Source organism: Nannocystis exedens, from assembly GCF_002343915.1.
GTDB lineage: Bacteria > Myxococcota_A > Polyangia > Nannocystales > Nannocystaceae > Nannocystis > Nannocystis exedens.
In genome coordinates, this window is record NZ_NETK01000001.1 from 7,399,153 (window position 1) to 7,423,613 (window position 24,461).

Sequence of the window (24,461 nt, forward strand, 5' to 3'; positions counted from 1 at the left end):
AGGGCTCCGTGAGGACAGGTCAGAAAGGACAGGTTAGAAAAGACAGGTCGGATTGAGCAGGTGCGAAGGGACAGGTGCGAAAGGGCAGGTTCGAAGGGGCAGGTCGCCCCCCCGGCGTGCGCCCGCAGACCGCGGCCGCCAGGCGCACACCGGCGGCCCGTGGCCCGATCTCGTGGCCGGGGCCGCTCGGTCCGCCGCGCCGGCGCGCGCGGCGGGAAGATCGAGCGTGGCCCGGCGGCGGGTCCGCTCGGGGTCGCGGCGGAGCGCGTGACGGGAAGAAGCGCTCCGCCGCCCCGTCACCAGCGGGCGCGACGAGGTGGCCTGGCCGACCGCCGCGAGCCGAGCGTCGAGGCTCGCCGCGACGCCCGCGAAGGGCCGAATCGGCGGCGACGGCGGCCGGGTCAGTAGGTGGGGCACGTCCAGGCCTTGGGCGGGCAATCGGTGCAGCCGCGGCGGCAGGCGCCGCCGCACTGGCTGACGATCTCGAGCGAGTCGCGGCGGACGTAGTGGTACGGGCCGTCGACGGCGGACTCGCAGTCGACCCCGACGAGGTCGCCGCAGGCGCGCTCGAAGCGGCAGCGCTCGCCGAACTTGTTTTTGATCCGCGCGGCCAGCTCGGGCGAGGCCTCGGCCTGGACCGGCTCGCCGCGGGGCTGCTCCTCGGCGCCCTGCGGCGTGGCGAACCCGGCGCTGTCGCTCTCGGCCGGCGCGGGCTCGGTCGACGGGACCGGCTTGCCGGCGGGCGGGTTGCTGGTGCCCGTCGCGCCGCTGCAGGCGAGGACGAGGGCCGGAGCGACGACGAGGAGCAGGCGGCGCATGACGGCGCCCAGCCTACTCGCTCGGCGACGGCGGCGGTAGCGTGGCGGCGATCCGGTCGATCGCCTGCGCGAGCTCGACGTCGAGGCGCGTCAGCCCGCCGGCGTCGTGGGTGCTGAGGGTGACGTCGACGCGACTGTAGACGTTGAACCACTCGGGGTGGTGGTTCATCCGCTCGGCCACCAGAGCGACCTGAGCCATGAAGCCGAACGCGGCGCGGAAGTCGGCGAAGCGGAGGCTGCGGAAGATGGCGTCGCGCCCCTCGACCTCGCGCCACCCGGGCAGAGCGGCGAGAGCGGCGGCGCGGGCTTCAGGCGAAAGACGGGCGGGCATGGCGGCTCAGAAGAAGTCTGGATCGTCCGGCGACATCGCCGGCATGATCTTCGGGTCAGGTTCCTCGACGGAGAAGCCGGGCTGCGGCTGCGGCTTCGACGGCGGCCGCGGCGGCTGCGGCGTCGGCTGCGGCTGGACGCGCAGCGGGGGCGGCGGGGGCTTGGCGACGTGCCGCGGCGACGGGTCGACCAGCTCGGGCTCGGCCTCGCCGTCCTCCGTCTCGGGCTCGAGCGTCCGCGACGGCTGGGCCTGGGCCTGCTTCTCCTGCTCCTGCGCCTGCTCGGCCAGGGCCATGAAGCTCGCCAGCAGCGACGACTGCGAGACCGGCCGCCCGCGCGGCTCGGCCCGGTTCTCGACCGGCGCGGCGACGGCGTTGCGCAGCGGGGTGACCTCGGACGCGCCGCCGCCGAAGCCGCTGAGGCTGACGCGCGGCGCCGGCTCGGGCTCGGCGGCGTCGAGGTCGAGCATGGCGATGTTGGAGTTGCGCGGCACGAGGTCGGCGAGCTCGCGCAGCTGCGGGACCTGGGCCGACCACAGCTCCTCCCAGGCGATGCCGAGGAACGGCTTGGCGGTCTGGCCGCGCTGGTAGGCCTCGGCGAGGATCGCCAGCGCGTCGCCCAGCTTGGCCGGCATGTCGCGGGTGATCTGCAGCAGCGCCGAGGAGATCATGACGCCGCTCATCAAGTTGCCGAGCTGACCGACGTAGTACGACTGGACCGCGAGCTCGCCGAGAGGGCTACCGTCGTACTCGGTCAGCACGTGGATGATCGGGTGCGTCATGCGGACCCGCAGCGCGAGGTAGGCCGCGGGGTCGCGGAAGTCGAAGCCGGCCGGAGGGCCGATGAGCCGCTGCTGCTTCTGCGCCCGCAAGTAGCGGGCGACCTCGCGGCCGAGCGTGCCCTCGCCGTACGCGTGCAGGCGGTCGAGCGGCTCCGGCTGCGGCAGGTAGCGGCTGTCGTAGAGCGGACGGACCCCGTCCTGATCGAGGAGGCGCGCGACGTCGAGGCCGAGGCTGCGGATGTCGAGACGGCCGAACAAGTCGCCGAGCTCGAGGTTGGCGTCGGCCCGCACCGCATCTTCCGCGACGCCGAGGAAGGCGCTCGCCAGCTTGAGCTTCTTGAAGGGGTCGAACATCCTGGGCGTGTCTCGAGGGAGGACGCGGCGCTCACGCGCCTGCTGTCATGGTACCCCACAAGCCGCGGCCGTGGGAACCGCCGAGGCCCGCCGCAAGGGGCAAGTCCGTCGAGAAATTCGCCGCGAGAGGCCGATTTCTCCGCGCAGGACGGCGTTTTGGCGGCCCGGACCCCACCCGCGGGGCTGCGGCGAGCCCGCAGCGCGGGCGGAGATCAGGATGCGATCACGGGGAGCCCATGGGGGCGCCGGGTCCGCCGCGGGGACTCCGCCGGGGCCCGGCCGAGCTGCCCACACGCGGCCATGGTGTCGTCGCCCCGCGTGGCCCGGATCGAGGTGTTGAGCCGCAAACCCTGCAGATGGGCCTTGAACGCCGCGACCTGCTCCGGCTCGGGCCGGCGGAACTCGCTGCCCGGGTGGGGGTTCCACGGGATCAAGTTGAGCTTGCAGGGCAGCCCGCGGACCAGCTCGGCCAGCCGCTCGGCGTCGGCCAGGCTGTCGTTGACGCCGGCCAGCAGCACGTACTCGAGGGTGACGCGGGCCCGCCGGGCCAGCGGCAGCTCGCGCAGCGCCGCGAACAGCACGGCCAGCGGGTACTTGCGGTTGACCGGCATGATCGCGTCGCGGACCTCGTCGGTGGTCGCGTTGATGCTGACCGCGAGCTGCGCCGGGCTCTCGGCGACGAGCCGGCGGATCTGCGGCACCAGCCCCGAGGTCGAGACCGTGACCCGCCGGTGCGACAGGCCGAGCCCGTGGTCGTCGACCATGACGGCGATCGCCGGCAGCACCTGGTCGAGGTTGTGCAGCGGCTCGCCCATGCCCATGAACACGACGTTGGAGATCCACACGTCGGGGAAGCGCCGGCGGGCGATCACCAGCTGGTCGACGATCTCGGCCGCGCTGAGGTTGCGCGCCAGGCCCATGGTCGCGGTCAGGCAGAACTGGCAGTTCATCGCGCAGCCGACCTGGCTCGACACGCACAGGGTGGCCCGCTCGGGTCCCGGGATCAGGACCGACTCGACGGCCGCGCCGTCGTCTGTCTGAAAGACCAGCTTGCTGGTGCCGTCGGCCGCCTGCTTGACCGCCTCGAGGCGCAGCACGTCGAGCCGCGCGACCGCGGCGAGGCCGTCGCGCGCGGCCCGGTCGAGCTCGGGCATCGTCGCGAAGTCGGACCGCAGCTTGCGGTAGAGCGCGGCCCACAGCGCGTCGGCCTGGCCCGGGCGCAAGCCCTGCGCGCCGGCCCACTCGAGCAGCTGCGGCCGGGGCACGCCCTTCAGGAAGATCCGTCCGTGGTCGTCGCGCGGGAGCACCGGCTGGGGATAGCACAGCCGCGCCGGCTCAGGCGACCAGCTGGCCCTTGAGCCAGGTTGCGATCGCCCGCCACAGCGGCGCGCTGGCGGGGTCGGTGACGGCGGCCATGTGGCCGGGGGCGCCGAGGCCGGCGAGCTCGGGCAAGGCGCGGCCGTCCTCGTCGGTGGCGCCGGCGGGCCCGAGCCGCCAGGTGGTGCGGCGCGGGAGAGGCGACCACAGGCGCTCCGCCGTGCGCGGCGGGGCCAGGCGGTCGCCCTCGCTGGTGACCAGCAGGACCGGGAGTTCGACGCCGGCGAGGCCGGCCCGGTAGTCGTGGCCGTCGCGCGCCCGCCAGCCGTCCCCGGCGATGCAGCGGCGGAAGTCTTCGAAGTAGGTGTAGGCCTCGTCGGCGCTGCCGACGCCGAACCGGCGCGCCGGCAAGGAGCCGAGCACGCCGGTGGAGCAGGTGGCCAGACCCATGAGCAGTCGCTTGAGCCGCCACACGAGCCGGCGATCGTCGGTGCCGGGCAGCCAGAAGTCGGCGCACAGGGCCACGTGCGCCGCCGGGGCGACTTCGCGCGCGGCGGCCGTGGTGCACCAGGCCGCGGTCGTGTGGCCGAACAGCGAGTGGCCGAGAGTGGCCAGCGGCAGGTCGGGCGCGAGGCGGCGGGCGAGGTCGAGGTAGACCGCCGTGTCCTCCACCAATTGATCGTAGGACCAGTCGCCGCCGTGCGCGGGGTCGGGGCCGCTGGCGCCGTGGCCCCGCAGATCGGGCAGCAACACCCGCAGGCCGGCGTCGCACAGGGTGCGGGCGAGGCAGGGGCGATCGCGGCGGAGGAGGGTGCGGCGGTCGACCATCATGGCGTGGCCGGCGACGACGACGCCCCACGCCGCGCCCGCGGGTTCGAGGTCGAGGACCGAGAGACGCCAGCCGTCGGCCGCGCGGATGCGGTGCTCGGCGGTCACGCGGCGGGCTCCGATCGACGGCGGAGGAGACGAACGGTACGCGGGCGAGGTGCGGTCACGCGGCGGGCTCCGATCGACGGAGGAGGAGCGACGTGTTCGCCGCGGGGACGAGGCGACGAGCTCGGCTGCGCTTCGGGACAGGGCCGCGGGGACAGGTTCGCCGGGTCGAGGCGTGCGAGGGGGCCGCGCTTCGGGACCGGGCTTCGGCGAGGGGCCGTCACGCGGCGGCGGCCCCGGCCCGGCGGGCCCAGAAGAGGACCAGCGAGCCGCGCCGCTCGCAGTCGAAGTCGACCAGGCCGTGCGCGCTCAACATGCCGCGCAGCTGGTCGACCTCGAACACGTGGAACTGGCCCACGGTCGCCACCGCCGCCTCGAGGTGGCGCCGCAGGCCGCTCGTGTGGGCGAAGGTGCTGGCGACGAAGGCCCCGCCCGGGCGGACTACCCGCGCGACCTCGGCGACGGCGCTCGGCGGGTCGGGCCACACGTGGAAGGCCGCCCCCGCGTGGACGCCGGCGAGGCTGCCTGTCTTGAAGGGCAAATGGCCGACGTCGCCGCGGACCAGCCGCATCAGCCCGCGGTTGTCGGCGGCCGCGCGGGCCAGCATCGCCAGCGACCAGTCGAGCCCGAACACCCGCGAGAATCGGCCCGACTCGGCCAGCTTGCGCCCGGTGAAGCCGGGGCCGCAGCTCAGGTCGACCACCGCGCCGCCCTCCGCCGAGGCCAGCGCCGCCAGCACCGCCTCGAACTCGGCCCGGTAGTCGGGCAGGCCGCTGCTCGCCACCGTGACGAAGAAGGGCCGCCACAGCCGCTCGTACACGCGGGCCAGCACCCGGCTGTGCATCAGCCGCGGGCCGAGGCCCTCGCCCGCGGCGGCGCCGAGGTCGGGCAAAAAGTCGAGGTAGCCGCGGTCGCCCGGGTAGCGCCGGTCGCACCCGCGGCAGGCCGCGCCGACGCCCTCGACGGCGAGCGGGCCGCGGCAGGCCGGGCAGCACAGTTCGGAAGGCAAGGACATGTCGTGAAGGCCAGGTTGTGAGAGACAGGCGCGAAAGGACAGGTACGAAAGGTCAGGGCGCCGGCGGAGGCTCGGCCGGGCTCGCGGTGTAGCCGAGCTTGGTGATCGCCTCGGCGATCGCGGCGGCCGGGGCGCGCGCCGGGTCGTGGCGGACCTCGGCGGCGCCGGCGGCGTGGTCCGCCGAGCAGGCCTCGACGCCGTCGAGCTTGCGCACGGCGGCGCAGATGCCCTCCTCGCACGAGCGGCAGACCATGCCGCCGACGGCGAAGCGGGTGGTGCGGACCTCCGGCGGGGCGGCGCAGGCGGCGAAGGTGAGGACGAGAGCGGCGATCCGGCCCATGAGGGAGGCGAGTAAAGCGCAAATCCCGGGCCCGCGCGAGCCGGACGGCGGTTCGTCGCAGGCGACGAGCCGGAGGTCGGGGCCCCCGCGAACCGCCGAGCGAGCGCGGACCGCCCAGGGGCCGCGGTCGACGGCGCGACGTGAACGCCGTCAGCAGGGCCCGATCGCGAGCGAACCGCCGGCGCGGGTGCGGCGGCGGTTCGGCGAGAGGGGTCGGCGTCGGGTCAGTTGGGGGCGACCACCGTGAGGGTGATCGTCGTGCCGAACGGGACCTTGGCGCCCGCCGCAGGGTCTTGCTTGAGGACGTAGTTCTCGCCGTGCTCCTCGTGCTCGACGCGCTTGATGTCGCCGACGTCGAGGCCCGAGTCCTTGAGCACCGTCTTGGCCTTGTTGAGGTACTTGCCGGTGACGGCGGGGACCTCGATCAGCGGCAGGGCGGCGATCGTCAGCTCGACGCTGGTGCCGGGCTGGACCTTGACGCCGGCGGCGGGCTTCTGGCTCAGCACCGTGCCGGGGGTCTTGCTCGAGTCTTTCGGGACCTCGGTGAACTCGACGCCCAGGCCCGCGAGGGTGGACTTGGCCTCGGCGATCGGCTTGCCGACCAGGTTCGGGACCTTGGCCTCGCGGGCGCGGGCGACGATGACCCGGATCTCGCGGGTGCTGGTGAGCATCGTGCCGGCGGTGGGGTTCTGCTCGAGGATCTCGCCGGGGGTCTTGTCGGGCGCCTCGCGGTCGCCGTCCTGGATGATGATGATGCTCTGCGACACCGCGATCTTGCGGGCGTCCTTGATCGTCGTTCCGACGAACTCCGGCGCGGGAATCGCCGCCTCGGCCGGCGCCGTCGGCGGGGCCGGGGCCTGCGGGGACGGCTGGGTCGGCGCCGACGGCACCGGCGCCGGCGCCAGGGCCACCGGCGCGGGGACCTGGTGCTGCTGCTGCTGCATCCGCTGGATCTGCGGCCCCAGCAGCACCTGGACCAGGACGGCCGTAATCAGCGAGATCAAAAACATCTTGACGGTGTCGTTCATGGGCGTCCGCGCGGGCCGGGGGCTCGCGGGAAGCATACCCCGGCCGGCGGTCTGGCCGCAAAGACTTACCGGGACGGGCGGGCCGTGCAGCGCCACGAACTGCCCTTCGGTTTCGAGCCGCCGTGGACCCTGCGCAGGTCCCGAGGCTCGGGCCGCGGCGGCGGCGGGCGTTCGCTGCAGCAGACCGGTCCGCCCGCGAGAAAAGGCGCGCGGGCGTGCGGGCGGGTGTATGCTCGCAGGCCCGATGGTCGATCCACGCACGCTCCCCGAGGACCGCTCCGAGGCCGGCTTCGGCGACTACAAGCCCGCGCTCGGCCCGGCGCAGGCGCTCGCCGAGGCCAACCGGTGCCTCTACTGCGCCGACGCGCCGTGCGTGCAGAAGTGCCCGACCGGCATCGATATCCCCGAGTTCATCCGCAAGATCTCCACCGGCAACCTCAAGGGGTCGGCGCGCACGATCCTCGACGCCAACATCTTCGGCATGAGCTGCGCCCGCGTGTGCCCGGTCGAGGTCCTGTGCGTCGGCGCCTGCGTGTACAACGAGATGGACGCGCCGCCGATCGCCATCGGCCGGCTGCAGCGCTACGCCACCGACGCGGCACTGGCCGGGGGCTGGCGCTACTTCGAGCCCGGGCCCGACACCGGCCGCTCGGTCGGCCTCGTCGGCGGCGGCCCCGCCTCGCTGGCCGCCGCGCACGAGCTGCGCCGGCGCGGCCACGCCTGCACGATCTACGACGCCGGCAAGTGGCTCGGCGGGCTCAACACCACCGGCGTCGCGCCCTACAAGCTGCGCGCCGACGACGCTCTCGCCGAGGTCGCCTACGTGCTCGGCATCGGCGGGATCGCCGTCGAGTCCGGCGTGCAGGTCGGCCGCGACGTCACCTGGGACGCGCTGCTGGCCCGCCACGACGCGCTGTTCATCGGCGTCGGGCTCGGGGCCGACCGCACGCTCGACATCCCCGGCAAGGAGCTGGCGGGCATCGACGGGGCGGTCGCGTTCATCGAGAAGTTCAAGCTCGGCCGCGTCGACCTCGCCGGCGTCGAGCGGGCGGTGGTGGTCGGCGGCGGCAACACGGCGGTCGACGCGGTGCGCGAGCTGGTCGGCCTCGGGGTGCCCGAGGTGACGATGCTGTACCGCGGCGACGAGGCGTCGATGAGCGGCTACGAACACGAGTGGAAGGCGGCCAAGGTCGAGGGCGTGCGGGCGCTGTGGCACACGCAACCGACGGCCTACCTCGGCCGCGGAGGGCGGGTCGCGGGGCTGCGCTGCGTCAAGCTCGGGGCCGACAAGCGGCCGCTGCCGGGCGAGGTGTTCGAGGTGCCGGCCGAGCTGGTGCTGCTGGCGATCGGGCAGGCGCGGCTGGGCGAGCTGGTCGCGGGGCTCGACGGGGTGCAGCTCGAGGGCGGGCGCCTCGTGGTCGACGCCGACGGGGCGACCGGCAACCCGCGGGTGTTCGCCGGGGGCGACTGCGCCAACGGCGGCAAGGAGGTCGTCAACGCGGTCGCCGAGGGCAAGCGGGCGGCGCTGGCGATCGATCGGGCGCTCACGACGGGCGCGAGCAAGTAAAGGATCCACACCACATGGCCTTCGGGACATCTGTCGACCTGACCTCGAACACCGGCGGGATCGTCACGCCCAACCCGTTCTGGCTCGCCTCGGCGCCGCCCGCCAACTCGGGCGCGCAGATCATGCGAGCGTTCGACGCCGGCTGGGGCGGGGCGGTGTGGAAGACGCTCGGCACGCCGATCCAGAACGTGTCGTCGCGGTTCGGCGCGCTCCACTTCAAGGGCACCCGCGCGATCGGCTTCAACAACATCGAGCTCATCACCGACCGCCCGCTCGAGGTCAACTTCCGCGAGATCGCCGAGGTCAAGAAGCGCTACCCCAAGCACGGCGTGATCGTGTCGCTGATGGTCGAGACGCGCGACGAGTGGCGCGACATCATCAAGCGGGCCATCGACGCCGGCGCCGACGGGCTCGAGCTCAACTTCGGCTGTCCGCACGGGATGTGCGAGCGCGGCATGGGCTCGGCGGTCGGCCAGGAGCCGGCGCTCAACGAGAAGATCACGAGCTGGGCGGTCGAGTTCTCGACCGTGCCGGTGCTGGTCAAGCTGACGCCCAACGTCGACGAGATCAACCCGCACGGGCTGGCCGCCAAGCGCGGCGGGGCCCACGGGGTCTCGCTGATCAACACGATCAAGAGCCTGATCGGCGTCGACATCGACCGCTTCGTGCCCGAGCCGCGCGTCGGCGGGCTGTCGACCAACGGCGGCTACTGCGGCGCCGCGGTCAAGCCGATCGCCATGCACATGATCGGCTGCCTCGCCCGCGACCCCGACTTCGGCCTGCCGATCAGCGGCATCGGCGGGGTCGCCAACTGGCGCGACGCGGTCGAGTTCATCCTGCTCGGCTGCTCGTCGGTCCAGGTCTGCACCGAGGTCATGCTCCGCGGCTACCGCGTCGTCGGCGACATGATCGAGGGCCTCACCGAGTACATGCGCTCGCACGGCTTCTCCACGATCGAGGAGATGCGCGGCAAGGCGGTGCCGCAGTTCTCCGAGTGGGGCGAGCTCGACCTCAACTACGAGACGGTCGCCAAGATCGACCCCGGCAAGTGCATCGGCTGCCACGCCTGCGTGGTCGCCTGCCACGACGGCGCCCACCAGTGCATCCACCCGGCGCCGAAGGAGGCCGGCACCCGCGTGCCGGTGGTCGACGAGTCGGAGTGCGTCGGCTGCAACCTGTGCCAGATCGTCTGCCCGGTGCCCGACTGCATCACCATGGCCGCGGTCGACAACGGCTTTCCGCCGGCGACCTGGAACGAGTTCGTGTCCGAGGGCAAGCCGCTGCGGCCGAAGAAGGGCGCGCACTGAGGTTGTAGAAGAGAGGACATGTCTCGGGTGACATGTCCGACACGACAGGGTCCGAAGGGCATGCCTGAGAGGACATGCCCCTCGGCGCTCACCAGGGCGCGAGCTCGAGCCGGCTGGTCAGGTCGACCGGCTTCTTGTAGGGGCCCTTGGTGGCGATCGGGGCGCCGTCGCGGCCGATCAGCTCCATCGTCAGGGTGTGGCTCGCGCGGTCGGCGGTGATCCGGGCGAAGTTGTCGTCATTACAAAAATTCCAGGCGCGGTAGTCCATCGTCACGCCGGGGCGGATCTCGAAGGTGTCCGGGGTCCGCGGGTCGCGGGAGTCGTGGACGAACTCGGCGGGGTCGCCGTCGGCGAACGGGAACGGCCAGTAGAACGCCGACGAGACCAGCGAGTAGGCGCGCAGGTCCTCGCTGCCGCCGCCGCGGAACTCGAGCCGGGCGACGGAGGCGCTGTGGACGTCGCCCGACAGGAACACGACGTTCTGGATCTTGCTGTCGACGATGGCCTGCAGCAGGGCCCGCCGGGTCTGCGGGAAGGCCGGCCAGGCGTCGCTCTTCTCGAGGTGGGCCACGCTCGCGCCGTGGGTCGCGAACACCGGGTTCGGCGCGAACACGCTGGCGCTGATGATGAACTTGGGCACGTTGCCGCGGTCGGCCTGCTGGTCGCGCAGCCACTCGCACAGGACGTCGAGCTGGCTCGGCTCGTCAGGGTCGAGCGAGGGCCGGCCGAGCAGGTGGTTGTCGTCGACGGTGTCGGGCACGTCGTCCATGTAGCGCTGGGTGCGGCAGTCGAGGGCGAAGAACGGGTAGCCGCTGCTGACGAAGCTGTAGTAGAGCCGCTTGCCGTAATTGCGCGGCGAGTGGCTCCACTGATAGCTCATGTAGGTGCCGATCGCGAGGTTGAACACGATCTTCTTGCCCGGCTTGTGCAGGCGGTCCTGCGACCAGTTGTCCTCGATCTCGTGGTCGTCGAGGCACATGTACGTCGGGACATGTCGCAAGAGCCTGCGCATGTTGAACGAGCCGAACGCCTGCTGGTAGCGGTCGGTGAACTCGGCGTGGGTGTCGGCGAGCCCGACCGGGACGGCGCGGTGGAAGGTGTCGGCGTAGATCTGGTCGCCGCACATGATCACGAGGCTGGGCCGCGCGCCGAGCTTCTCGGTCGACAGCTCGTCGAACATGGGTCCGAAGATCCGGTCGGACTCCTTGACCTTCCACATCAGGCCGGGATAGCGGCACGAGCCGAGCATGAAGGAGAAGGCCGGCGCGGCGGTGCTGCGCGGGCTGCAGGTGCGGAACACCGCCTCGCAGGCGACGTCGGGCAGGCGCTCGACCTGGGCCGCCCACACCTGCGGGTTCGGCAAGGTGGCCGCGAGCTCCTGGTCGCCGGTGCGGAGGTCGTTGTCCTCGGCGTCGTCGAGCGCGAGCGAGGCGAGGCGCACGCGGTAGGTGGTGTCCGGCTCGAGCGCGTAGACGGGGGTGGTGCCGCCGAGCCCGGCCTCGAGGCCGAGGATGAAGGTGCCGGTGCGGTCGAACTCGCGCTGGAGGCGGAAGTAGAACACCGGCCGCACCGGCGCCGGGATCACGTGCTCGCCCTTCTGCATGACGACGAGGACGCCGATCGTGCGCCGGTCCTCGTCGGCGACGATCTTGCGCGGGTCGTCGAGCGCGGCCGCCTGCATCCACAGGCGACAGGTACGGTCGGTCGTGTGGCCGATGATCGGGCCGAGGCCCGGCGGACGAAGCGTGCTCATACGCGGGCGATCGTAGAGCCGAACGCGAAGTCGTTGCAAACCGGTGACGCAGGCGTGAAGTCGAGGCAGGTCGCGCGCATTCGCCCCGCAGACGAGGCGCGCCCGCGGGCGACGAGGGCGGTAAAGTTGCCGCTACAAGTCGCGCGCCCGCGAGAGCTCGATGAACGCTGCGTTGTTTCGGATGGGGCATGTCCTCGAGGCCATGTGGCTCGGCGCGGGCGGCACCGGGGCGCCGGCGAGCGAGGGGGCCGATCCGGGCCGCGCGCGCGCGGTCGAAGGGCCGACCGAGGCGGGCGCGGGGGCGCGTGCGCGCGATCCGGGCGCGATGGCCGGCGAAGGCGGCGAGGCAGGGCCGACGGCGGCCGGCGTCGACGCGGCGCGCGAGGTCGAGGCGGGAGCCGCACCGAGCTCTCGCGCGGAGGCGGCGCGGCCGTCCGGGACGGCGCGGGGAGACATGTCCGCAGGGACAGGTGACAGAGGAGCGGAGGACATGTCCTCCGGGACAGACGACGGGCGGCGGTTGCGGGGCTGTTACGGCGGCGGGGGGGCGACGACGGCGACTCCTTGAAAGCGAGGTTCGCCGCGGGAGAGTTTTGAGTCGAGGGGCTCCGATGGAAGATCGGATACGGGCTGTTGTCGCGGGAGGAGAGGTGACTCGCGGACGGCGAGGTTGGCCGCGGGAGAGGACACGCCGTTAGGGACGCGAGAAGGCGTCTGGTCGGCGGCCAGCCCTGGCCGTCGACCAGGCGCCTCGTGACCTGGCCTTCAGGACATTCGCCATCGAAGCCGACGACGGCGGGCCGGCCTCTCACGGCTGCAGCCGTGCCAGGGGTCCGGGGAAGGGCCGGCCGCGAATTAGAGGCGGGTGGGTGCGAGGAACGAGCGTCCATCCTGCCGGTCAACTCGCGGCCGGCCCTTCCCCGGACCCCCCGCGAGGCGCAGTCGGCAATTCGCGAAGCACCAGCGCCCAGGCTCCCGCAGGAGTTCCGAACCCCGCGAGGCGCAGACGACACTTTGGGAAGCGCCAGTACCCGCTCGCGAAACCGTTCCGACCTGGGTCGCAAAGCACCCGGACTCGGAATTCATGAGGTGCAGTCAACAATCGCGGAGCGCCCGAGCTCGCGCGCAAGGTCGTTCCGACCTCTGCGATGCGCAGAGCAAGTCCCAGCGCATGCACTGCGGCCTGCTGCGACGACCGGCGGCGATCAGCCCGGCGGCTCGATCTCCTCGCACTTCTCCTGGATCACCCCTGCCAGCGCGTCGCCCACCACCATCGCGTAGTCGCTGGGGTCGCCGTCGATGTCGCCGGTGAACGGCGGGGCCGAGAACGACTCGAGGAACGTCTTCAGCGTCGAGTCGCCGGGGTTGTCGTAGCAGAAGCCGGGGACCAGGCCGGACGCGAGGATGCAGTTGGTCCCGCCGCACTGCTGCTTCGCCGCGGCCAGCTTGTCGACCCACTGGCTGACGGGCTCGGGCGACTTGTCGGGCTCGTCGGTGAGGACGAACACCACCAGCACTGCGCCGGCGTCGCGGATGAAGCCCGCGTTGGTCGGCGCCGTGGCCGGGTCGGCGGCCCAGCCGGCGGCGGCGGCCGGCATCTCGAACGAGCAGCCGGTCTCGCCGGCCGCGGTGGCCGCGGCCGTGAACCACGCCTTGAGCGCGGCGGGGTCCTCGTCGGTGTTGAGCGCGAAGTAGTGCTGACCTTGCCATTCGAACAGGCGGCCCTGGCCGCCGTTCTCGTTGGTGGTCGCCGGCGGCGCCACGTAGTGCTGGAGGATCTCCTGCTCGCTCGACTGGCTGACGCAGTTGACCGTGCTCTCCGAGCAGCCGCCGTCGTAGAAGGACGTCGTGGTCATGCCGACGTGGAGGTCGGTGCCGGGCGGGAGGGCGGCGATGATCGCGTCGACGAAGTCGGGGAAGACCGCGCTCAGGTCCTCCTGGTGTTTGCCCATCGAGGCCGAGTTGTCGATCACGAACAGCAGGTCGACCGCGGTGCAGCCCTTGGCCGCGTCGGTGTCGGCCGTCGGGTCGCTCGGGAAGTCGGGCTGGCCGAGGTCGAGCTTGATCGCCCCGGTGTCGTCGCCCGTGCTGGTGGTGGGGGCGTTGCCGGTCGACGTGGTGGGGCCGCCGGTCTCGGTGGCGGTGCCGGTGCCCTGGTCGGTGGTGCTGGCGGTGCCGTCGGTGGTGCCGGCGGTGAGCGGCGGCAGCGTGGTCGGGGCGGTGGTCGGCGTGCCGGCGGTGGCGGTGGTTCCGGCGTCGTCGCCGCAAGCGGCGAGGGTGACCGCGAGCGCGGCGAGGACGCGGGCGCAGCCGCCGGGGGTCGAACAAACGGTTCGCATACGGGTAATAGCCTCCCGTGTTCGCCTATACAGCCGAGCTCGTTTCCCGGCAAGGGTCCTCCGCGGCGCCGCGCTCCCGACTTGGGGGAAGGCGGCTACAATGCGCGGACGATGCGGTGGTTCATCGGCGACCTGCAAGGTTGCGCCCGGGAGTTCGACGACCTGTTGCGGAAGATCCGCTTCGACCCGCAGGCGGATGAGCTGTGGTGCCTCGGCGACCTGGTGAATCGCGGCCCCGACTCGCTCGGGGCCGTCCGCTTGTGGCGCGACGTCGGCGGGCGCGGCGTGATCGGCAACCATGACGTCTACGCGCTGCTGGTCGCCGCCGGGCGATGGCCGCGCAAGCACGACACGCTCGGACCGCTGCTCGCCGCGCCCGACGGGCCCGAGCTGCTCGCCCGCCTGCGAGCGATGCCGGCGCTGCAATTCCTGCCCGCGGCGCCGGGTTCGAAGGGGCCGGACGTGTGGGCCGTCCACGCCGGCTTCCACCCGCGCTGGACCGACCTGCACGCCGTCGCCGCGCGGGTCAACGCGGCGCCGCACGACGACGCGTGGCTGGAGTCGCCCGAGCTGTCGTTCATGACGCGCGTGCGCTGCTGCACCGCGTCGGGCGAGCGCAGCAAGTTCGACCGCAAGGCCGAGGACTGCCCGCCGCCGTACCGCCCGTGGGACGAGTTCTACCGCGGCGAGCCGATGGTGATCCACGGGCACTGGGCGTGGCGCGGCCACTACCGCGGGCCCAAGACGATGGGCCTCGACTCGGGCTGCGTGTACGGCGGGCCGCTGACGGCGTGGTGCCAGGACGAGGACCGCGTCGAGCAGGTGCCGGCGCACGGGGGATGAAGTGGCTGTCCTTCGGGACAGGTAGTCCGGGGGCGAGCAGGGTCGGGAGCTCGCCGGCCCTCGCGACGGTCCCAAGGGATGGCGCAACGGCCATGCCCGTCGGGGCATGTTCGTAGAGACAGGCCACGCGGCTGTCGAGCTGCGCCGGGTCGAGGCGCGTCCCGTCGCGGCCCCGGAGATGTGCGTTTTGCGCCAATGGAAGAGGGCTGCGGAGCGCGGCGCTTCGGGGCCGTGGGGTCCGGAGAGATTCTTTTTTAAAATTTTTCGCGGGGGTGTCGATCGAGCCGGCGGCCGTTCGACGTGGAGGTGCTGCGGGGCTGACCGGGTGCGACCGGGGGCCCGACCACACCACGGAAAGGAAACAGGACCATGCGATTCATGATGCTGATGATCCCCAAGGGTTACGAGACCGCCGCGTTCGACGCGATGCCGAGCGCCGAGGCCGTCGCCGCGATGATGGAGTACAACGAGTCGCTGCAGAAGGCCGGCGTGCTGCGGGCCCTCGACGGGCTGCACCCGCCGTCCACGGGCGCGCGGGTGTCGTTCGCCGGCGGCAAGCCGAGGGTGACCGACGGGCCGTTCGCCGAGGCCAAGGAGGTGGTCGGCGGCTACTGGATCATCGACGTCGCTTCGCGCGAGGAGGCGATCGCGTGGGCGTCGCGCTGCCCCGCCGCGGACAACGAGGTGATCGAGGTCCGGCGGGTGCAGGAGCTCGCCGACTTCCCGGCGGACGTCCAGGCGGTCGCGGCGAAGTACCCCGAGCTGCAAGGGGTCGAGCGATCGGCGTGAGGTGCAGAGTACATGTCCTCCTGGACATGTTTTAAAAGCCATGCCGTCCGGCGCCCCGCCAGGCCCGGGCGAAGCCGCCGGACAGGACGAAGCGCGGGAAGGTGACGAACTGCTCGGCGACCAGGCGCGCGAGCAGGTCGCCGCGCGAGCGGAACGGGGCCGGGGCGTGCTGCTCGCGCCGGTGACCGCGACCCTGGACGGCGACGGCGAGGACGGCGAGCGCGAGGCCGGCGCCGGCGAGGGCGAAGCGGCCGGTGGCGAGGGCGAGGAGGCCCAGCGGCAGGCCGAGCACGAACAGCGGGGCGGACACGGCGTGCAGCGCGAGGTTGGTGCGGTCGGCGTGGTTCAGCGAGTAGTGCTCGAACTGCCAGGCGAGGAGGTCGGTGCGCATGCGCAGGGTGTACCGCGGCGCTCCGGCGGGCGGCTTGAACGGACTGGCTACGATCGACCGGACGCGGGCGAGGCCCGGGCAGAGCCGGACGGGGCGAAGAGGGGGCGATGGCGGGTGCTCGAGCTGCGCGAGCGGTCGATGGCGAGTCACCGGTTGGAGCGGCTGGCCGAGCGGCGGAAGCGACGAAGACGGGGCCGGCGAGGGCGGGCGCTCCGCGAGGCTCGGGCGAGTCCATCGACCGGACCGTCGAGCGGCGGGCCGCGACCGAGCCGATCGCGCAGCGACAGCCCGAGTCGGCCGGTGATCCGTCGCTTTGCGCGGGCTACGGCGGGCGCGGCAGGCTGCGCTGCAGCTCGGAGGCGGTCATGCCGAACATGCGGCGGAAGGTCCGGCTCATGTGGGCGGCGTCGGCGAAGCCGGCCGCGTGGGCGGCGCGGGCGAGCGGCTCGCCGGTGGCCATGGCGACGACGGCTCGCTGCAGCTTCAGCCATAGAAGGTAGGGGCGCAGCGGGATGCCGACCGAGTCGCGGAAGGCGTGGACGAGCCGGCCCTCGGACAGGCCGGCGAGGGCGGCGAGGGCCGGCAAGGAGGTGTCGGCCGCGGGCTCGGCGCCGCGGAGGGCGCGGAGCAGCTTGCGCACGCGCGGGTGGATGACTCTCGGGACAGCTGTCTTCAGGGACAGGCGCTCGGCGGCCGCGTGGCCCCAGGCGTGGAGGGCCTCGGGCCCGGCGTCGGCGGGCAGGTCGGCGAGCAGGGCGTCGCGCTCGGGCGGCTCGACGGCGCGGACGGGCGCGTCGAGGCCCGCGCGCAGGCGCTCGCCGGCGTCGCTCTCGGGGTCGAAGAAGACGAGGACGATGTCGACGCCGCGCGCGTCGAGGGCGTGCTCGCGGTCGGGCGCGGTGACGATCCCGGCGGCCCGCACGGTGACGCCGCCCGCGGTGACGGCGAGCGTCCCGGCGCGGGCGAGCACGAGGTGCATGGCGTGGTGCGCGTGCGATTCGCTGCGCGCGCCCGGGCCGGCGGTGACGAGCACCGGAGGCCACAGGCCGGCCGAGGTGACGAGGGGCAGCTGCATGATCAGACGGGGACAGGGGGCTGGCTTCGCGGATCGGTCACGCGACGGGCCGAAGCCGTCCGAACCGGCAGGCGGCGAGAACCTGTCTTCTGGGGCAGGTCGCCCGGGTGGCTCGAAGCTGCCCGGCAGGCGGCAGGAGCTGCCTTCGGGGGCATGTCACACCGGCGGGCTGAAGCTGCCCGAACAGACAGGCGGTGAGGACCTTGTTCGGGGGCGGGTCGCGCCAGCGGGCCGAAGCTGCCCGGCAGGCGGCAAGAGCTGTCTTCGAAGGGCATGTGGCGCCGGCGGAATGAAGCTGCCGGAACGGACAGGCGGTGAGGACCTTGTTCGGGGGCGGGTCGCGCCAGCGGGCCGAAGCCGTCCGAACGAGCGGGAGCTGTCGTCGGGGACATGTCGCGTCGGCGGGGTGAAGCTGTTTGAACGAACAGGTGGTGGCGAGCTGTCTGCGAGGACAGGTCACGCCGGCGGCTCGTGGGCGATGGTGGCGGTGCGGGCGGCGGTGTCGACGGTGACGACGGTGAAGCGGCCGGCCGAGCAGGTGCCGGTGTTGACGACTGTCCCTTCGGGCAGGTGATGGGCGTGGGCGACGTGGGTGTGGCCCATGACGACGAACGCGGCGCCGCGCTCGCGCATGAGGGCGCGGGCGGCGGCGGCGTAGGGGCCGGCGGCGTGGCCGAAGCGGCGGTGCTTGATGGCGACGTCCTTCTGCTCGAAGTAGTGGGCCACGGGGCCGAGGCCGGCGCGGCGCAGGCGGCCGGTGCACCAGGTGGCGGCCCGGGCGGCCGCGTAGGCGCGGGCGAACACCGGGTCGTACTGGTGGCCGTGGACGAACAAGATCCGGCAGCCGTCGGCGTCGATCTGCAGCTCGGAGGCGGCGCCCAGCTCGTCGCGGGCGATGAAGTCGTGGTTGCCGTGGACGTAGTCGAGGCGGTCGAGGGCGCGGGTCAATCGCGGCAGGCGGCGGCGCGCGAGGTGGAGCTGGCGCGCTGCCGCGCGGCGGCCGGTGAACAGGTCGTGGTCGGTCTGCCAGATGTCGCCGAGGAGGACGACGCGGTCGTGGGTGTCGACGACGCGGGCCAGCCGCTCGAGGAAGACGGCCTCGTCGTGGCGGAACTCGTCCATGCCGGCGCGGGCGCCGATGTGAAAGTCGCTGAGCGCGGCGAGTCGCATGCTTCTGTCAGGAGTGAGGGCGAGGACGGGGGCGCGACGCGGGGGTCGGGGAGCGCGGCGAAGCGCCTGCGTGAGTCGGGAGCGAGGGCGAGACGAGACAGCGGGCGCGCGGCGAGTCGCCCGCGTGAATCAGGATGAGGGCGGGACAGCGGGTTGCAGCCTGCGACGGCGATGCGGGCGGGCGCGGCGAGTCGCATGCGCGGAGAAGGATGAGCCCGGCGTCACAGCGCGCGGTGAGGCGCGGCGAGCTCGGCGGTGAAGGCGGCGTGCAGGCGCTCGACGAGGTCGCTGCGGAAGCGGTCGTCGTGCTCGCGGTCGTAGAGGTAGCCGCGGACGCGCAGCTGCAGGTCGAGGGCGCTGCCCTGGCGCGGGGCGAGGAAGACCTCGGGCGGGCGGCGCGGGGAGGCGTAGCGGCTGAGCGCGGCGGCCTGGCGGGCGAGCTCGGCGGCGCGGGCGGGGGCGATGCCGGCGGGGACGTCGAGGGTGAGGTCGCAGGGAGTGTCGTGCTCGCCGAGGTTGAGGCGGACGACGGGCTCGCGGAGCAGGCGCTCGTAGGGGATGGTGGCGTCGATGCCGGCGAGGCCGCGCAGGGTGATCGCGCGCAGACCCACGCCGACGAGGCGGCCCTCGACGTCGCCGATCCGCAGGTCGTCGCCGATCTTGTAGCGGGCCTCGACGGCGAACACGACCCCGAGGAACACGCTGCGCAGCCACGGCAGCGCGGCGACGGCGAACACCAGCAGCCACAGGCCGCGCGACCACCAGTCGGCGCCGCTGGCCGCGGGCACGAAGCGGTGCTGCAGCAGCCACACGAGCGGCAGCCACACCGCGAGGTGGAGCAGCGGGATCCACGGGTGGACCTGACGGAAGGCCTCGACGGTGGCGAGCTTGCGCAGCACGAACGAGACCAGGAGGCCCAGCGCGACCAGGCCGCCGATGTAGACCACCGGGAACAGGCGGGCGATCAGCGAGGTCGAGGCGCTCAGCGGGTCGATGGCCAGGGCCACGAGCATGCGTCAGGCCGAGGATGCCACGGATCGCCGGCGCGGATGAAGCCCGCGCGCGACGGCCGCTCGCGGGCGCTCACTCGGGGTCGCAGACCCCGTCGCCGACGATCTCGACCACGCCGGCGCGCAGGAGCTGGTCGAGCCTCCGCGCGGCGCCGGGCAGCTTTCGCGGCTCGCCGTGCGAGTCCGAGGGCGGGATGTCGCGGGTCGGCTCGGGGGGCGAGGCCGACGTCGGTCTCGACCATGGCCGAGCCGACGTAGGGGGCGGCGTCGCTGCCGAGCCCCCAGATCGCGCGGTCCTCGGGAGCTGTCGGCGAGGCCGCCGATCGCGCGGGGCCATGACGTGGCCGCCGAGGGTGCCCGGCTCCCCGGAGCCTCCCGCGGGCGATTGCCGGAGAGGGAGGATTCGGAGTAGAGCGCGGCCGTGACGTCCGCGCGCACCGATCTCGAGCTGGCCTTCATGACGCCGGGGCGAATGTTCCGCGACGACGACGGGGGGACGATCGCGGTGCGCGTGGAGTCGCTCGGCGAGCTCGAGCTCGCGGGCGTGGCGATCGGCGATCCGCTGGCGAGCGAGTTGCAGCCGGTGACGCCGCCGGAGGGCAGCGGGTTCGCCGGGCGCGGGCGGGTCGAGTTGGCGATCGCCCGCGTGGCGGCGAACGACGAGCGAGTGGCGGCGGCCCGCGTGATCCTGGCGGACAGGCCGATCGCGCAGTGGGTCGAGGCCGACGTGGTGTTCGGGGTCGACGCGGGCACGGCGGCGTTCGCCAGCCCGGAGGCGATCGCGGGGCTGGCGACGGAGGCGAAGAGCGAGGAGCTGCTGGCGCTGCTCGACGCGCACGATCGCGGCGGCTGGACGTGGGGCCGCGTCGAGGTCGAGGGGTGCGCGGTGGTGGCGTTCTCGTCGGGCTACGGCGACGGGATCTACGCCAGCTACTGGGGCCTCGACGCCGACGGGCGCGCGGTGGCGCTGGCGATCGACTTCGATGTGCTGATCGGCTCGGTGTTCGAGCGCTTCGTGGTGCCGCGGCCGCGAGGGCGCGGGCGGGTGGAGGCGCCGGCGCTGGCGGCCCGTGGAGTGACGCTGCGGGTGCCGTGGCTGAGGCCGCGCTGGCTCGAGGTCCGCGGCACGCAACTGCCCGCCGAACATCAATTGCACGTGCGGCTGACGGGCGCCGAGGGGGCGCCGGAACAGTGGATCCGCCGCCACTTCCGGGGTTACGACCGACGGGTGTTCCGCGTCGACCTGCGCGAGGTGCCGGCCGAGGCGGCGCTGGTAGTGCGGATCGTGACGGGCTCGCGGCCGCTGTCGCCGGCTTGAGCTGTCTGATGGGACAGGTCGAGCGAGGATCGCAGCGAGCCCGGCGAAGTCGGGGTATGCTGCGGCGGTGTCACGGCGCTTGCTCGATTCGAGGGCGATCCCGGCGGAGCTGCGGGTCAATCCGGTGATGCTGGCGGAGTCGGTGTCGGAGGCGTTCCCGGTGGCGTCGATCGTCGGCGGCCGCGGCGACCAGGAGCTCCGCTTCGTCGCGCCGGCGACGCTGGTGGTGGTGATCTCGGCGACGGCGGTGCATTGCTACGAGGAGCCGCTGCCGCCGGAGGAGGATGAGGAGGGGTACGAGGACGACGGCGAGGACGCGGACGAGGACGATCCGATGGACACCGCGGAGGACATCCTGGCCCACGTGTCGGTGCTGCTCGGGCTCGACGAGGAAGAGGAGGAGGGGCCGGACGAGCCGACGCCGGACGACGCGGCCGACCGCCGGGCGGCCGCGATCGTGGCCCTCTTGCTGCAGGACGGGCTGCTCGAGCTGGTGACGCCGCGCTCGCGCCCGCAGGTCGAGGGCCGCCTGGCCCACCTGCTGGCCCACGGGATGCACGACGCGGGGGCGCTGGCGGAGTCGATCGCCGACTGCAGCGGAGTGGCGGAGTTCTACGCCGACGACGCGCAGATGGCCGCGGTGCTGGCGAAGGTGCGCCGCGGGAGCTGAAGCCGCTCGCCCCGGGCTCGCAGGCCGCCCGCGTCGACGCTCCGGAGATGTCCTGGACGGCATGTCGCCGAGGACATGCTCTCGAAGGCATGTCCTCGGCGGCATGTCCGATCGCTCAGGCGGCGGCGCGGAGGGCGGCGGCGGCGGGGTTGACCAGGCCCTCGAGGCCGCGCAGCCACACCGAGGCGCGCAGGGGGGCGTCGACGACGCCGTGGGCGCGGAGCTCGGGGGTGCCTGGCTCTCGGGACATGTGGCCGGCGGCTTCGGCTGCGTCGGCGACGGCGGCGGCGAACACCGCGTCGGTGCGGGCGCGGGCGTCGTCGCCGAGCTGCTCGCGGGCCCAGCGGACGAAGCGCCAGCCGAGCTCGGCGTGGCGCTGCTCGTCGTCGGCGATCCGCGCGAGGATCCGGCGCAGGCCCGGATCTTCGGCGCGCTCGGCGGCCTCGCGGGCCTCGAGGGCGGACAGCGTCTCGCCGACGCAGGCCTCGCGGATCACGGCGGCGACCACCGCCTCGAGGTCGGTCGCGCCGGGCTCGTGCGCCTGCGCGAGCGGGCCCGGGCCGACGCCGGCGCCGCCGTAGCTGCTGGCCAGCGCGAAGCACAGGCGCGCGTGCTCGACCTCGTCGGCGAGCGCCCGCTGGGTGTCGAGCACGAACTCCGGCGGCGCGCCGACGGCGAGGAGCTGCAGGACGTGACGCGCGAACGAGGCGACCGAGGCGTGCTCGGCCAGCGCGATCTGCGTCCAGTGGGCCGCCAGGGCCGCGCGCAGCTCCGCGGGCGCCAGCGGCACCGAGGCCACGGCGCGCCAGTCGTCGCGCGCCGCGGCGGGCGCGGTGACGGCGTGGTCCTCGACCATGAACGGGCGGCCGCAGGCGACCAGCGAGCACTCCCAGACGTCGGCGTCGGTGTTGTAGGCGCACGGGGTGTCGCCGCACGGCGGGTCGGTGTCGCACAGGTCGTTGGGCGTGGTGCAGGCGCCGTTGACGACCTCGGCGGCGCAGTCGTAACCCATCGACTGCGAGAACTGGCACAGCTGGTCGCCGCAGTCGGCGTCGCTGGTGCACTCGGAGGGGACGCACTGCGACGTCGCGCCGAGGATGTCGCCGCCGCAGCGGCACACGAAGCCGGGGTCGCAGTCGGCGTCGGACTCGCAGCCGTAGGAGCAGCCGCAGCCCTCGAAGCCGACGTTGAACTGCTGGCACGAGCCGAACGGGAGGTCGGTGCAGTCGTCGTTGGTCTTGCACGGCTGGCCGTCCAGCTGGCAGGTCGACGGCGGCGCGGGCACGAGGCACACCTCGGCCTCGACGCGGTGGGGCAGCTTGTCGCCGCACTTGACCCACCCCGAGGGCACCGGCGGATCGGTCATGCCCTGCATGAGCACGGTGCACTCGGGGTCGCCGGTGTCGGTGTCGGTGTCGCCGGTGGTGCTCGTGGTGGTGGTCGTGTCGCTGGTGGCGGTGGTGTCGAGCGTGGTGGTGTCGAGCGTCGTCGCGCTGACGGCGGTGGTCTCGCCGGTGGTCGTGGTCGTCGTCGACGTGGTGGGGGAGGAGGTGGTGTCGGTGCCGGTCTCCGAGGTGCCGGTCATGCCGGTGGTCGGGGCGCCGGTGGTGTCGGTGGTGCCGGTGGGGGTGCCGGTGCCGTCGGTGGTGGACTGCGTCGTGCCGGTGCTGGTCCCGTTGTCGGTGCCCGCCGAGGTCGCGCCGTCGTCGCCGCAAGCGCCGAGCAGGCCCATCGCCAGGAAGAGCGAGAGCCGCAGCGGCTCGATACGTGTATGGAGGTAAACAAGCATGCGGGCATGCTGGCCCGATTCATGCCGCGCGGCAAGTCCGGTCCCTGCAGCCGGGCGTGACCGCGAGCGTCAGGGCGGTCCCGATCGCGCCCGGTCACGACATGGCGTGAAACGAAGCGTGGGGTACATGTGTCTAAAGACATGTCTGGAAGGACATGTCAATCGCTGGCGGCGATCAGCGGCCGGCGCTCGCGGGGGGGCGGGTCGAGCCGGTAGACGCCGGTCTTGTCGGCGACCACGCGCGGCGGGGCGCCGGTCTGGAGGAAGGCGAGGTAGCCGGGCACGAGGCCGTCCCAGAACGCGGCGAGCTCGGGGCGGGCGGCGGACTCGGCGGCCAGGCGGGCCTGGCAGGTCGGCTCGTCGAGCCGGCACGGGAAGATGTGGATCGGGATGTCGCGCTGGCCGGCGTCGCGGGCGAACACGGCGGCGAGGTAGAGCTCCTCGATCGGACCGTCGCGCAGCGGGATGCAGCCGACGGTGACGCAATCGCCGTGGATCATGATGGCGCCGCCGGGCGGCTGGCCGGCGCTGTGATGGCGGTCGGCGGCGTTGGGGTAGCTGACGCCGAGCGAGAGGTGATAGCTGCTGCTCGGGTTGAACAGGCTGACGCGGTAGAAACCCTCGGGGACCTGCCAGTCACCCTCGCGCCGCTTGGGGCCGAGCACGCCGCTCTTCCGGCAGACCGGGAAGGTGCGCACCAGCACGTGCGGATCGCCCCGGCGCTCGGGCGCGGCCCACAGCTCGGTGACGGCCTCTTCCTTGAAGCTGCGGATGAACAGGCCCCGCGGGGGCCACGCCGCGCCGGCGGCGCGGAAGCGATCGACGAGCGCGTCCTCGTGCCGCTCGAGCGCGGCCTCGACCCGCGGGTAGCGGCGCTGTCGCTGCAGGAAGTCGCCGGCGTGGGCCTCGGCGGCGGGCATCAGCGGGGCGGAGCAGACGAGCGCGGCGAGGGCGACGACCGGGCTGAGGCGGGGCACGGGCACTGGTACGCACACGCGGCTCGCGAGATTCGTTCGGGTTGCCAGAGTCGACGGTGGCGACTAGTTTTCCCGGCGCGCAGACGCGCGGCGAGGTGATGACGATGAGCGAGGCGCTGTTCTTCCGGTGCGGGGCGTGCGGACAGTTGAACAAGATCGCGGCCGAGCGCCGCTTCGACGCGCCGAAGTGCGGCCGCTGCAAGCAGAAGCTCGACACCACCGGGCAGCCGCAGGACGTGAGCGACGCGGAGCTGCAGCGCGCGGTGGCCAGCGCGCCGGTGCCGGTGCTGGTCGACTTCTGGGCCCCGTGGTGCGGGCCGTGCCGGCAGCTGGCGCCGCACATCGCCGACCTGGCGGCCCGCCACGCGGGCAAGCTGCTGGTGCTGAAGCTCGACACGGAGCAGCACCGGCAGACGGCGGCGGCGCTGCAGATCCAGTCGATCCCGACGCTGTGCGTCTACCGCGGCGGCGAGCTGGCGTTCCGTCAGCCGGGTGCGGTGTTCGGGCCGCAGCTGGAAGCGGTGGTCGCCCCGTTCCTGTAGTTGTG

At 73.3% G+C, this 24,461-nt stretch carries 23 protein-coding genes; 7 read left to right on the plus strand and 16 right to left on the minus strand.

The features are described 5' to 3' along the window. Positions 1–401 precede the first annotated feature (401 nt). From NAEX_RS29125 to NAEX_RS29160, 8 genes are all read right to left on the minus strand, one after another. Positions 402–818 carry a hypothetical protein gene (locus tag NAEX_RS29125; RefSeq protein ID WP_096330746.1) on the minus strand — a complete coding sequence of 139 codons (417 nt, stop codon included), beginning with the start codon at positions 816–818 and terminating at the stop codon, positions 402–404. A 13-nt stretch (positions 819–831) separates the two neighbouring features. Beyond that, the gene (locus tag NAEX_RS29130; RefSeq protein ID WP_096330747.1) at positions 832–1,149 is read right to left on the minus strand and encodes a 4a-hydroxytetrahydrobiopterin dehydratase; all 318 of its coding nucleotides are present in this window, start codon (positions 1,147–1,149) and stop codon (positions 832–834) included. Positions 1,150–1,155: 6 nt separating this feature from the next. Continuing rightward, positions 1,156–2,283, minus strand: coding sequence for a Coq4 family protein (locus NAEX_RS29135; RefSeq protein WP_096330748.1), 1,128 nt, complete (start codon positions 2,281–2,283; stop codon positions 1,156–1,158). 212 nt (positions 2,284–2,495) lie between these two features. Then, the gene (gene rlmN / locus NAEX_RS29140) at positions 2,496–3,590 is read right to left on the minus strand and encodes a dual-specificity RNA methyltransferase RlmN (protein ID WP_170136095.1); all 1,095 of its coding nucleotides are present in this window, start codon (positions 3,588–3,590) and stop codon (positions 2,496–2,498) included. A 28-nt stretch (positions 3,591–3,618) separates the two neighbouring features. Next, the gene (locus NAEX_RS29145; RefSeq protein WP_096330750.1) at positions 3,619–4,536 is read right to left on the minus strand and encodes a serine aminopeptidase domain-containing protein; all 918 of its coding nucleotides are present in this window, start codon (positions 4,534–4,536) and stop codon (positions 3,619–3,621) included. A gap of 217 nt (positions 4,537–4,753) precedes the next feature. After that, positions 4,754–5,548, minus strand: coding sequence for a methyltransferase domain-containing protein (locus NAEX_RS29150; protein WP_096330751.1), 795 nt, complete (start codon positions 5,546–5,548; stop codon positions 4,754–4,756). Positions 5,549–5,600: 52 nt separating this feature from the next. Continuing rightward, on the minus strand, positions 5,601–5,888 hold the full coding sequence (locus NAEX_RS29155; protein ID WP_096330752.1) for a cation transporter: 288 nt from the start codon (positions 5,886–5,888) through the stop codon (positions 5,601–5,603). 224 nt (positions 5,889–6,112) lie between these two features. Further along, complete coding sequence (locus NAEX_RS29160) at positions 6,113–6,916, minus strand: PASTA domain-containing protein (protein ID WP_170136096.1); 804 nt, start codon at positions 6,914–6,916, stop codon at positions 6,113–6,115. 244 nt (positions 6,917–7,160) lie between these two features. On the opposite strand from NAEX_RS29160, the gene NAEX_RS29165 reads away from it, so the two are divergent. Next, entirely contained in the window at positions 7,161–8,483 is a 1,323-nt protein-coding gene (locus NAEX_RS29165) for an NAD(P)-dependent oxidoreductase (RefSeq protein WP_096330754.1), read from the plus strand. A gap of 14 nt (positions 8,484–8,497) precedes the next feature. Then, on the plus strand, positions 8,498–9,790 hold the full coding sequence (gene preA, locus NAEX_RS29170; RefSeq protein WP_096330755.1) for an NAD-dependent dihydropyrimidine dehydrogenase subunit PreA: 1,293 nt from the start codon (positions 8,498–8,500) through the stop codon (positions 9,788–9,790). Between the two features lie 88 nt (positions 9,791–9,878). Here preA and NAEX_RS29175 read toward each other — a convergent pair whose 3' ends face one another. Both NAEX_RS29175 and NAEX_RS50860 read right to left on the minus strand, forming a co-directional pair. Then, positions 9,879–11,543, minus strand: a complete 1,665-nt coding sequence (locus NAEX_RS29175) for an alkaline phosphatase D family protein (RefSeq protein ID WP_096330756.1) — start codon at positions 11,541–11,543, stop codon at positions 9,879–9,881. Between the two features lie 1,205 nt (positions 11,544–12,748). Then, a complete protein-coding gene (locus tag NAEX_RS50860; RefSeq protein WP_170136097.1) occupies positions 12,749–13,882 on the minus strand; it encodes a hypothetical protein in 1,134 nt (377 codons plus the stop codon). Positions 13,883–13,993: 111 nt separating this feature from the next. Here NAEX_RS50860 and NAEX_RS29190 point away from each other — a divergent pair, with 111 nt between their 5' ends. Together NAEX_RS29190 and NAEX_RS29195 are read left to right on the plus strand one after the other, a co-directional pair. Beyond that, positions 13,994–14,725, plus strand: coding sequence for a metallophosphoesterase (locus NAEX_RS29190; RefSeq protein WP_096330758.1), 732 nt, complete (start codon positions 13,994–13,996; stop codon positions 14,723–14,725). Between the two features lie 369 nt (positions 14,726–15,094). Continuing rightward, positions 15,095–15,514: a YciI family protein gene (locus NAEX_RS29195; protein WP_096330759.1), complete on the plus strand. Its 420-nt coding sequence runs from the start codon at positions 15,095–15,097 to the stop codon at positions 15,512–15,514. A 31-nt stretch (positions 15,515–15,545) separates the two neighbouring features. Here the strand turns inward: NAEX_RS29195 and NAEX_RS29200 are convergent, their stop codons facing one another. The 4 genes from NAEX_RS29200 to NAEX_RS29215 form a co-directional block, all read right to left on the minus strand. After that, a complete protein-coding gene (locus NAEX_RS29200) occupies positions 15,546–15,905 on the minus strand; it encodes an Mpo1-like protein (protein WP_096330760.1) in 360 nt (119 codons plus the stop codon). 322 nt (positions 15,906–16,227) lie between these two features. Then, positions 16,228–16,980 (minus strand): helix-turn-helix domain-containing protein, encoded by a 753-nt coding sequence (locus tag NAEX_RS29205; RefSeq protein WP_096330761.1) that lies wholly within the window; start codon positions 16,978–16,980, stop codon positions 16,228–16,230. A gap of 456 nt (positions 16,981–17,436) precedes the next feature. Next, positions 17,437–18,150 carry a metallophosphoesterase family protein gene (locus NAEX_RS29210; RefSeq protein ID WP_096330762.1) on the minus strand — a complete coding sequence of 238 codons (714 nt, stop codon included), beginning with the start codon at positions 18,148–18,150 and terminating at the stop codon, positions 17,437–17,439. Positions 18,151–18,371: 221 nt separating this feature from the next. Further along, positions 18,372–19,163, minus strand: a complete 792-nt coding sequence (locus NAEX_RS29215; RefSeq protein ID WP_096330763.1) for a mechanosensitive ion channel domain-containing protein — start codon at positions 19,161–19,163, stop codon at positions 18,372–18,374. Positions 19,164–19,581: 418 nt separating this feature from the next. Here NAEX_RS29215 and NAEX_RS29220 point away from each other — a divergent pair, with 418 nt between their 5' ends. Further along, positions 19,582–20,478: a DUF4241 domain-containing protein gene (locus tag NAEX_RS29220; protein WP_096330764.1), complete on the plus strand. Its 897-nt coding sequence runs from the start codon at positions 19,582–19,584 to the stop codon at positions 20,476–20,478. Positions 20,479–20,545: 67 nt separating this feature from the next. Then, positions 20,546–21,148, plus strand: coding sequence for a hypothetical protein (locus NAEX_RS29225; protein WP_143140377.1), 603 nt, complete (start codon positions 20,546–20,548; stop codon positions 21,146–21,148). A 115-nt stretch (positions 21,149–21,263) separates the two neighbouring features. On the opposite strand, the gene NAEX_RS29230 is transcribed toward NAEX_RS29225, so the two are convergent. Next, positions 21,264–22,937 carry a ferritin-like domain-containing protein gene (locus NAEX_RS29230; protein WP_143140378.1) on the minus strand — a complete coding sequence of 558 codons (1,674 nt, stop codon included), beginning with the start codon at positions 22,935–22,937 and terminating at the stop codon, positions 21,264–21,266. Between the two features lie 158 nt (positions 22,938–23,095). Further along, a complete protein-coding gene (locus NAEX_RS29235; protein ID WP_100792853.1) occupies positions 23,096–23,914 on the minus strand; it encodes a L,D-transpeptidase family protein in 819 nt (272 codons plus the stop codon). 56 nt (positions 23,915–23,970) lie between these two features. On the opposite strand from NAEX_RS29235, the gene NAEX_RS29240 reads away from it, so the two are divergent. Next, complete coding sequence (locus NAEX_RS29240) at positions 23,971–24,456, plus strand: thioredoxin family protein (protein WP_245913825.1); 486 nt, start codon at positions 23,971–23,973, stop codon at positions 24,454–24,456. Positions 24,457–24,461: the final 5 nt, after the last annotated feature.

What these genes read in the sequence shown, in the direction of transcription:
- NAEX_RS29125 (WP_096330746.1), bottom strand. Translation starts at nt 818, where the DNA reads ATGCGCCGCCTGCTCCTCGTCGTCGCTCCGGCCCTCGTCCTCGCCTGC.
- NAEX_RS29130 (WP_096330747.1), bottom strand. Translation starts at nt 1,149, where the DNA reads ATGCCCGCCCGTCTTTCGCCTGAAGCCCGCGCCGCCGCTCTCGCCGCT.
- NAEX_RS29135 (WP_096330748.1), bottom strand. Translation starts at nt 2,283, where the DNA reads ATGTTCGACCCCTTCAAGAAGCTCAAGCTGGCGAGCGCCTTCCTCGGC.
- NAEX_RS29150 (WP_096330751.1), bottom strand. Translation starts at nt 5,548, where the DNA reads ATGTCCTTGCCTTCCGAACTGTGCTGCCCGGCCTGCCGCGGCCCGCTC.
- NAEX_RS29155 (WP_096330752.1), bottom strand. Translation starts at nt 5,888, where the DNA reads ATGGGCCGGATCGCCGCTCTCGTCCTCACCTTCGCCGCCTGCGCCGCC.
- NAEX_RS29160 (WP_170136096.1), bottom strand. Translation starts at nt 6,916, where the DNA reads ATGAACGACACCGTCAAGATGTTTTTGATCTCGCTGATTACGGCCGTC.
- NAEX_RS29165 (WP_096330754.1), top strand. Translation starts at nt 7,161, where the DNA reads ATGGTCGATCCACGCACGCTCCCCGAGGACCGCTCCGAGGCCGGCTTC.
- preA (WP_096330755.1), top strand. Translation starts at nt 8,498, where the DNA reads ATGGCCTTCGGGACATCTGTCGACCTGACCTCGAACACCGGCGGGATC.
- NAEX_RS29175 (WP_096330756.1), bottom strand. Translation starts at nt 11,543, where the DNA reads ATGAGCACGCTTCGTCCGCCGGGCCTCGGCCCGATCATCGGCCACACG.
- NAEX_RS50860 (WP_170136097.1), bottom strand. Translation starts at nt 13,882, where the DNA reads ATGCGAACCGTTTGTTCGACCCCCGGCGGCTGCGCCCGCGTCCTCGCC.
- NAEX_RS29190 (WP_096330758.1), top strand. Translation starts at nt 13,994, where the DNA reads ATGCGGTGGTTCATCGGCGACCTGCAAGGTTGCGCCCGGGAGTTCGAC.
- NAEX_RS29195 (WP_096330759.1), top strand. Translation starts at nt 15,095, where the DNA reads ATGCGATTCATGATGCTGATGATCCCCAAGGGTTACGAGACCGCCGCG.
- NAEX_RS29200 (WP_096330760.1), bottom strand. Translation starts at nt 15,905, where the DNA reads ATGCGCACCGACCTCCTCGCCTGGCAGTTCGAGCACTACTCGCTGAAC.
- NAEX_RS29205 (WP_096330761.1), bottom strand. Translation starts at nt 16,980, where the DNA reads ATGCAGCTGCCCCTCGTCACCTCGGCCGGCCTGTGGCCTCCGGTGCTC.
- NAEX_RS29210 (WP_096330762.1), bottom strand. Translation starts at nt 18,150, where the DNA reads ATGCGACTCGCCGCGCTCAGCGACTTTCACATCGGCGCCCGCGCCGGC.
- NAEX_RS29215 (WP_096330763.1), bottom strand. Translation starts at nt 19,163, where the DNA reads ATGCTCGTGGCCCTGGCCATCGACCCGCTGAGCGCCTCGACCTCGCTG.
- NAEX_RS29230 (WP_143140378.1), bottom strand. Translation starts at nt 22,937, where the DNA reads ATGCTTGTTTACCTCCATACACGTATCGAGCCGCTGCGGCTCTCGCTC.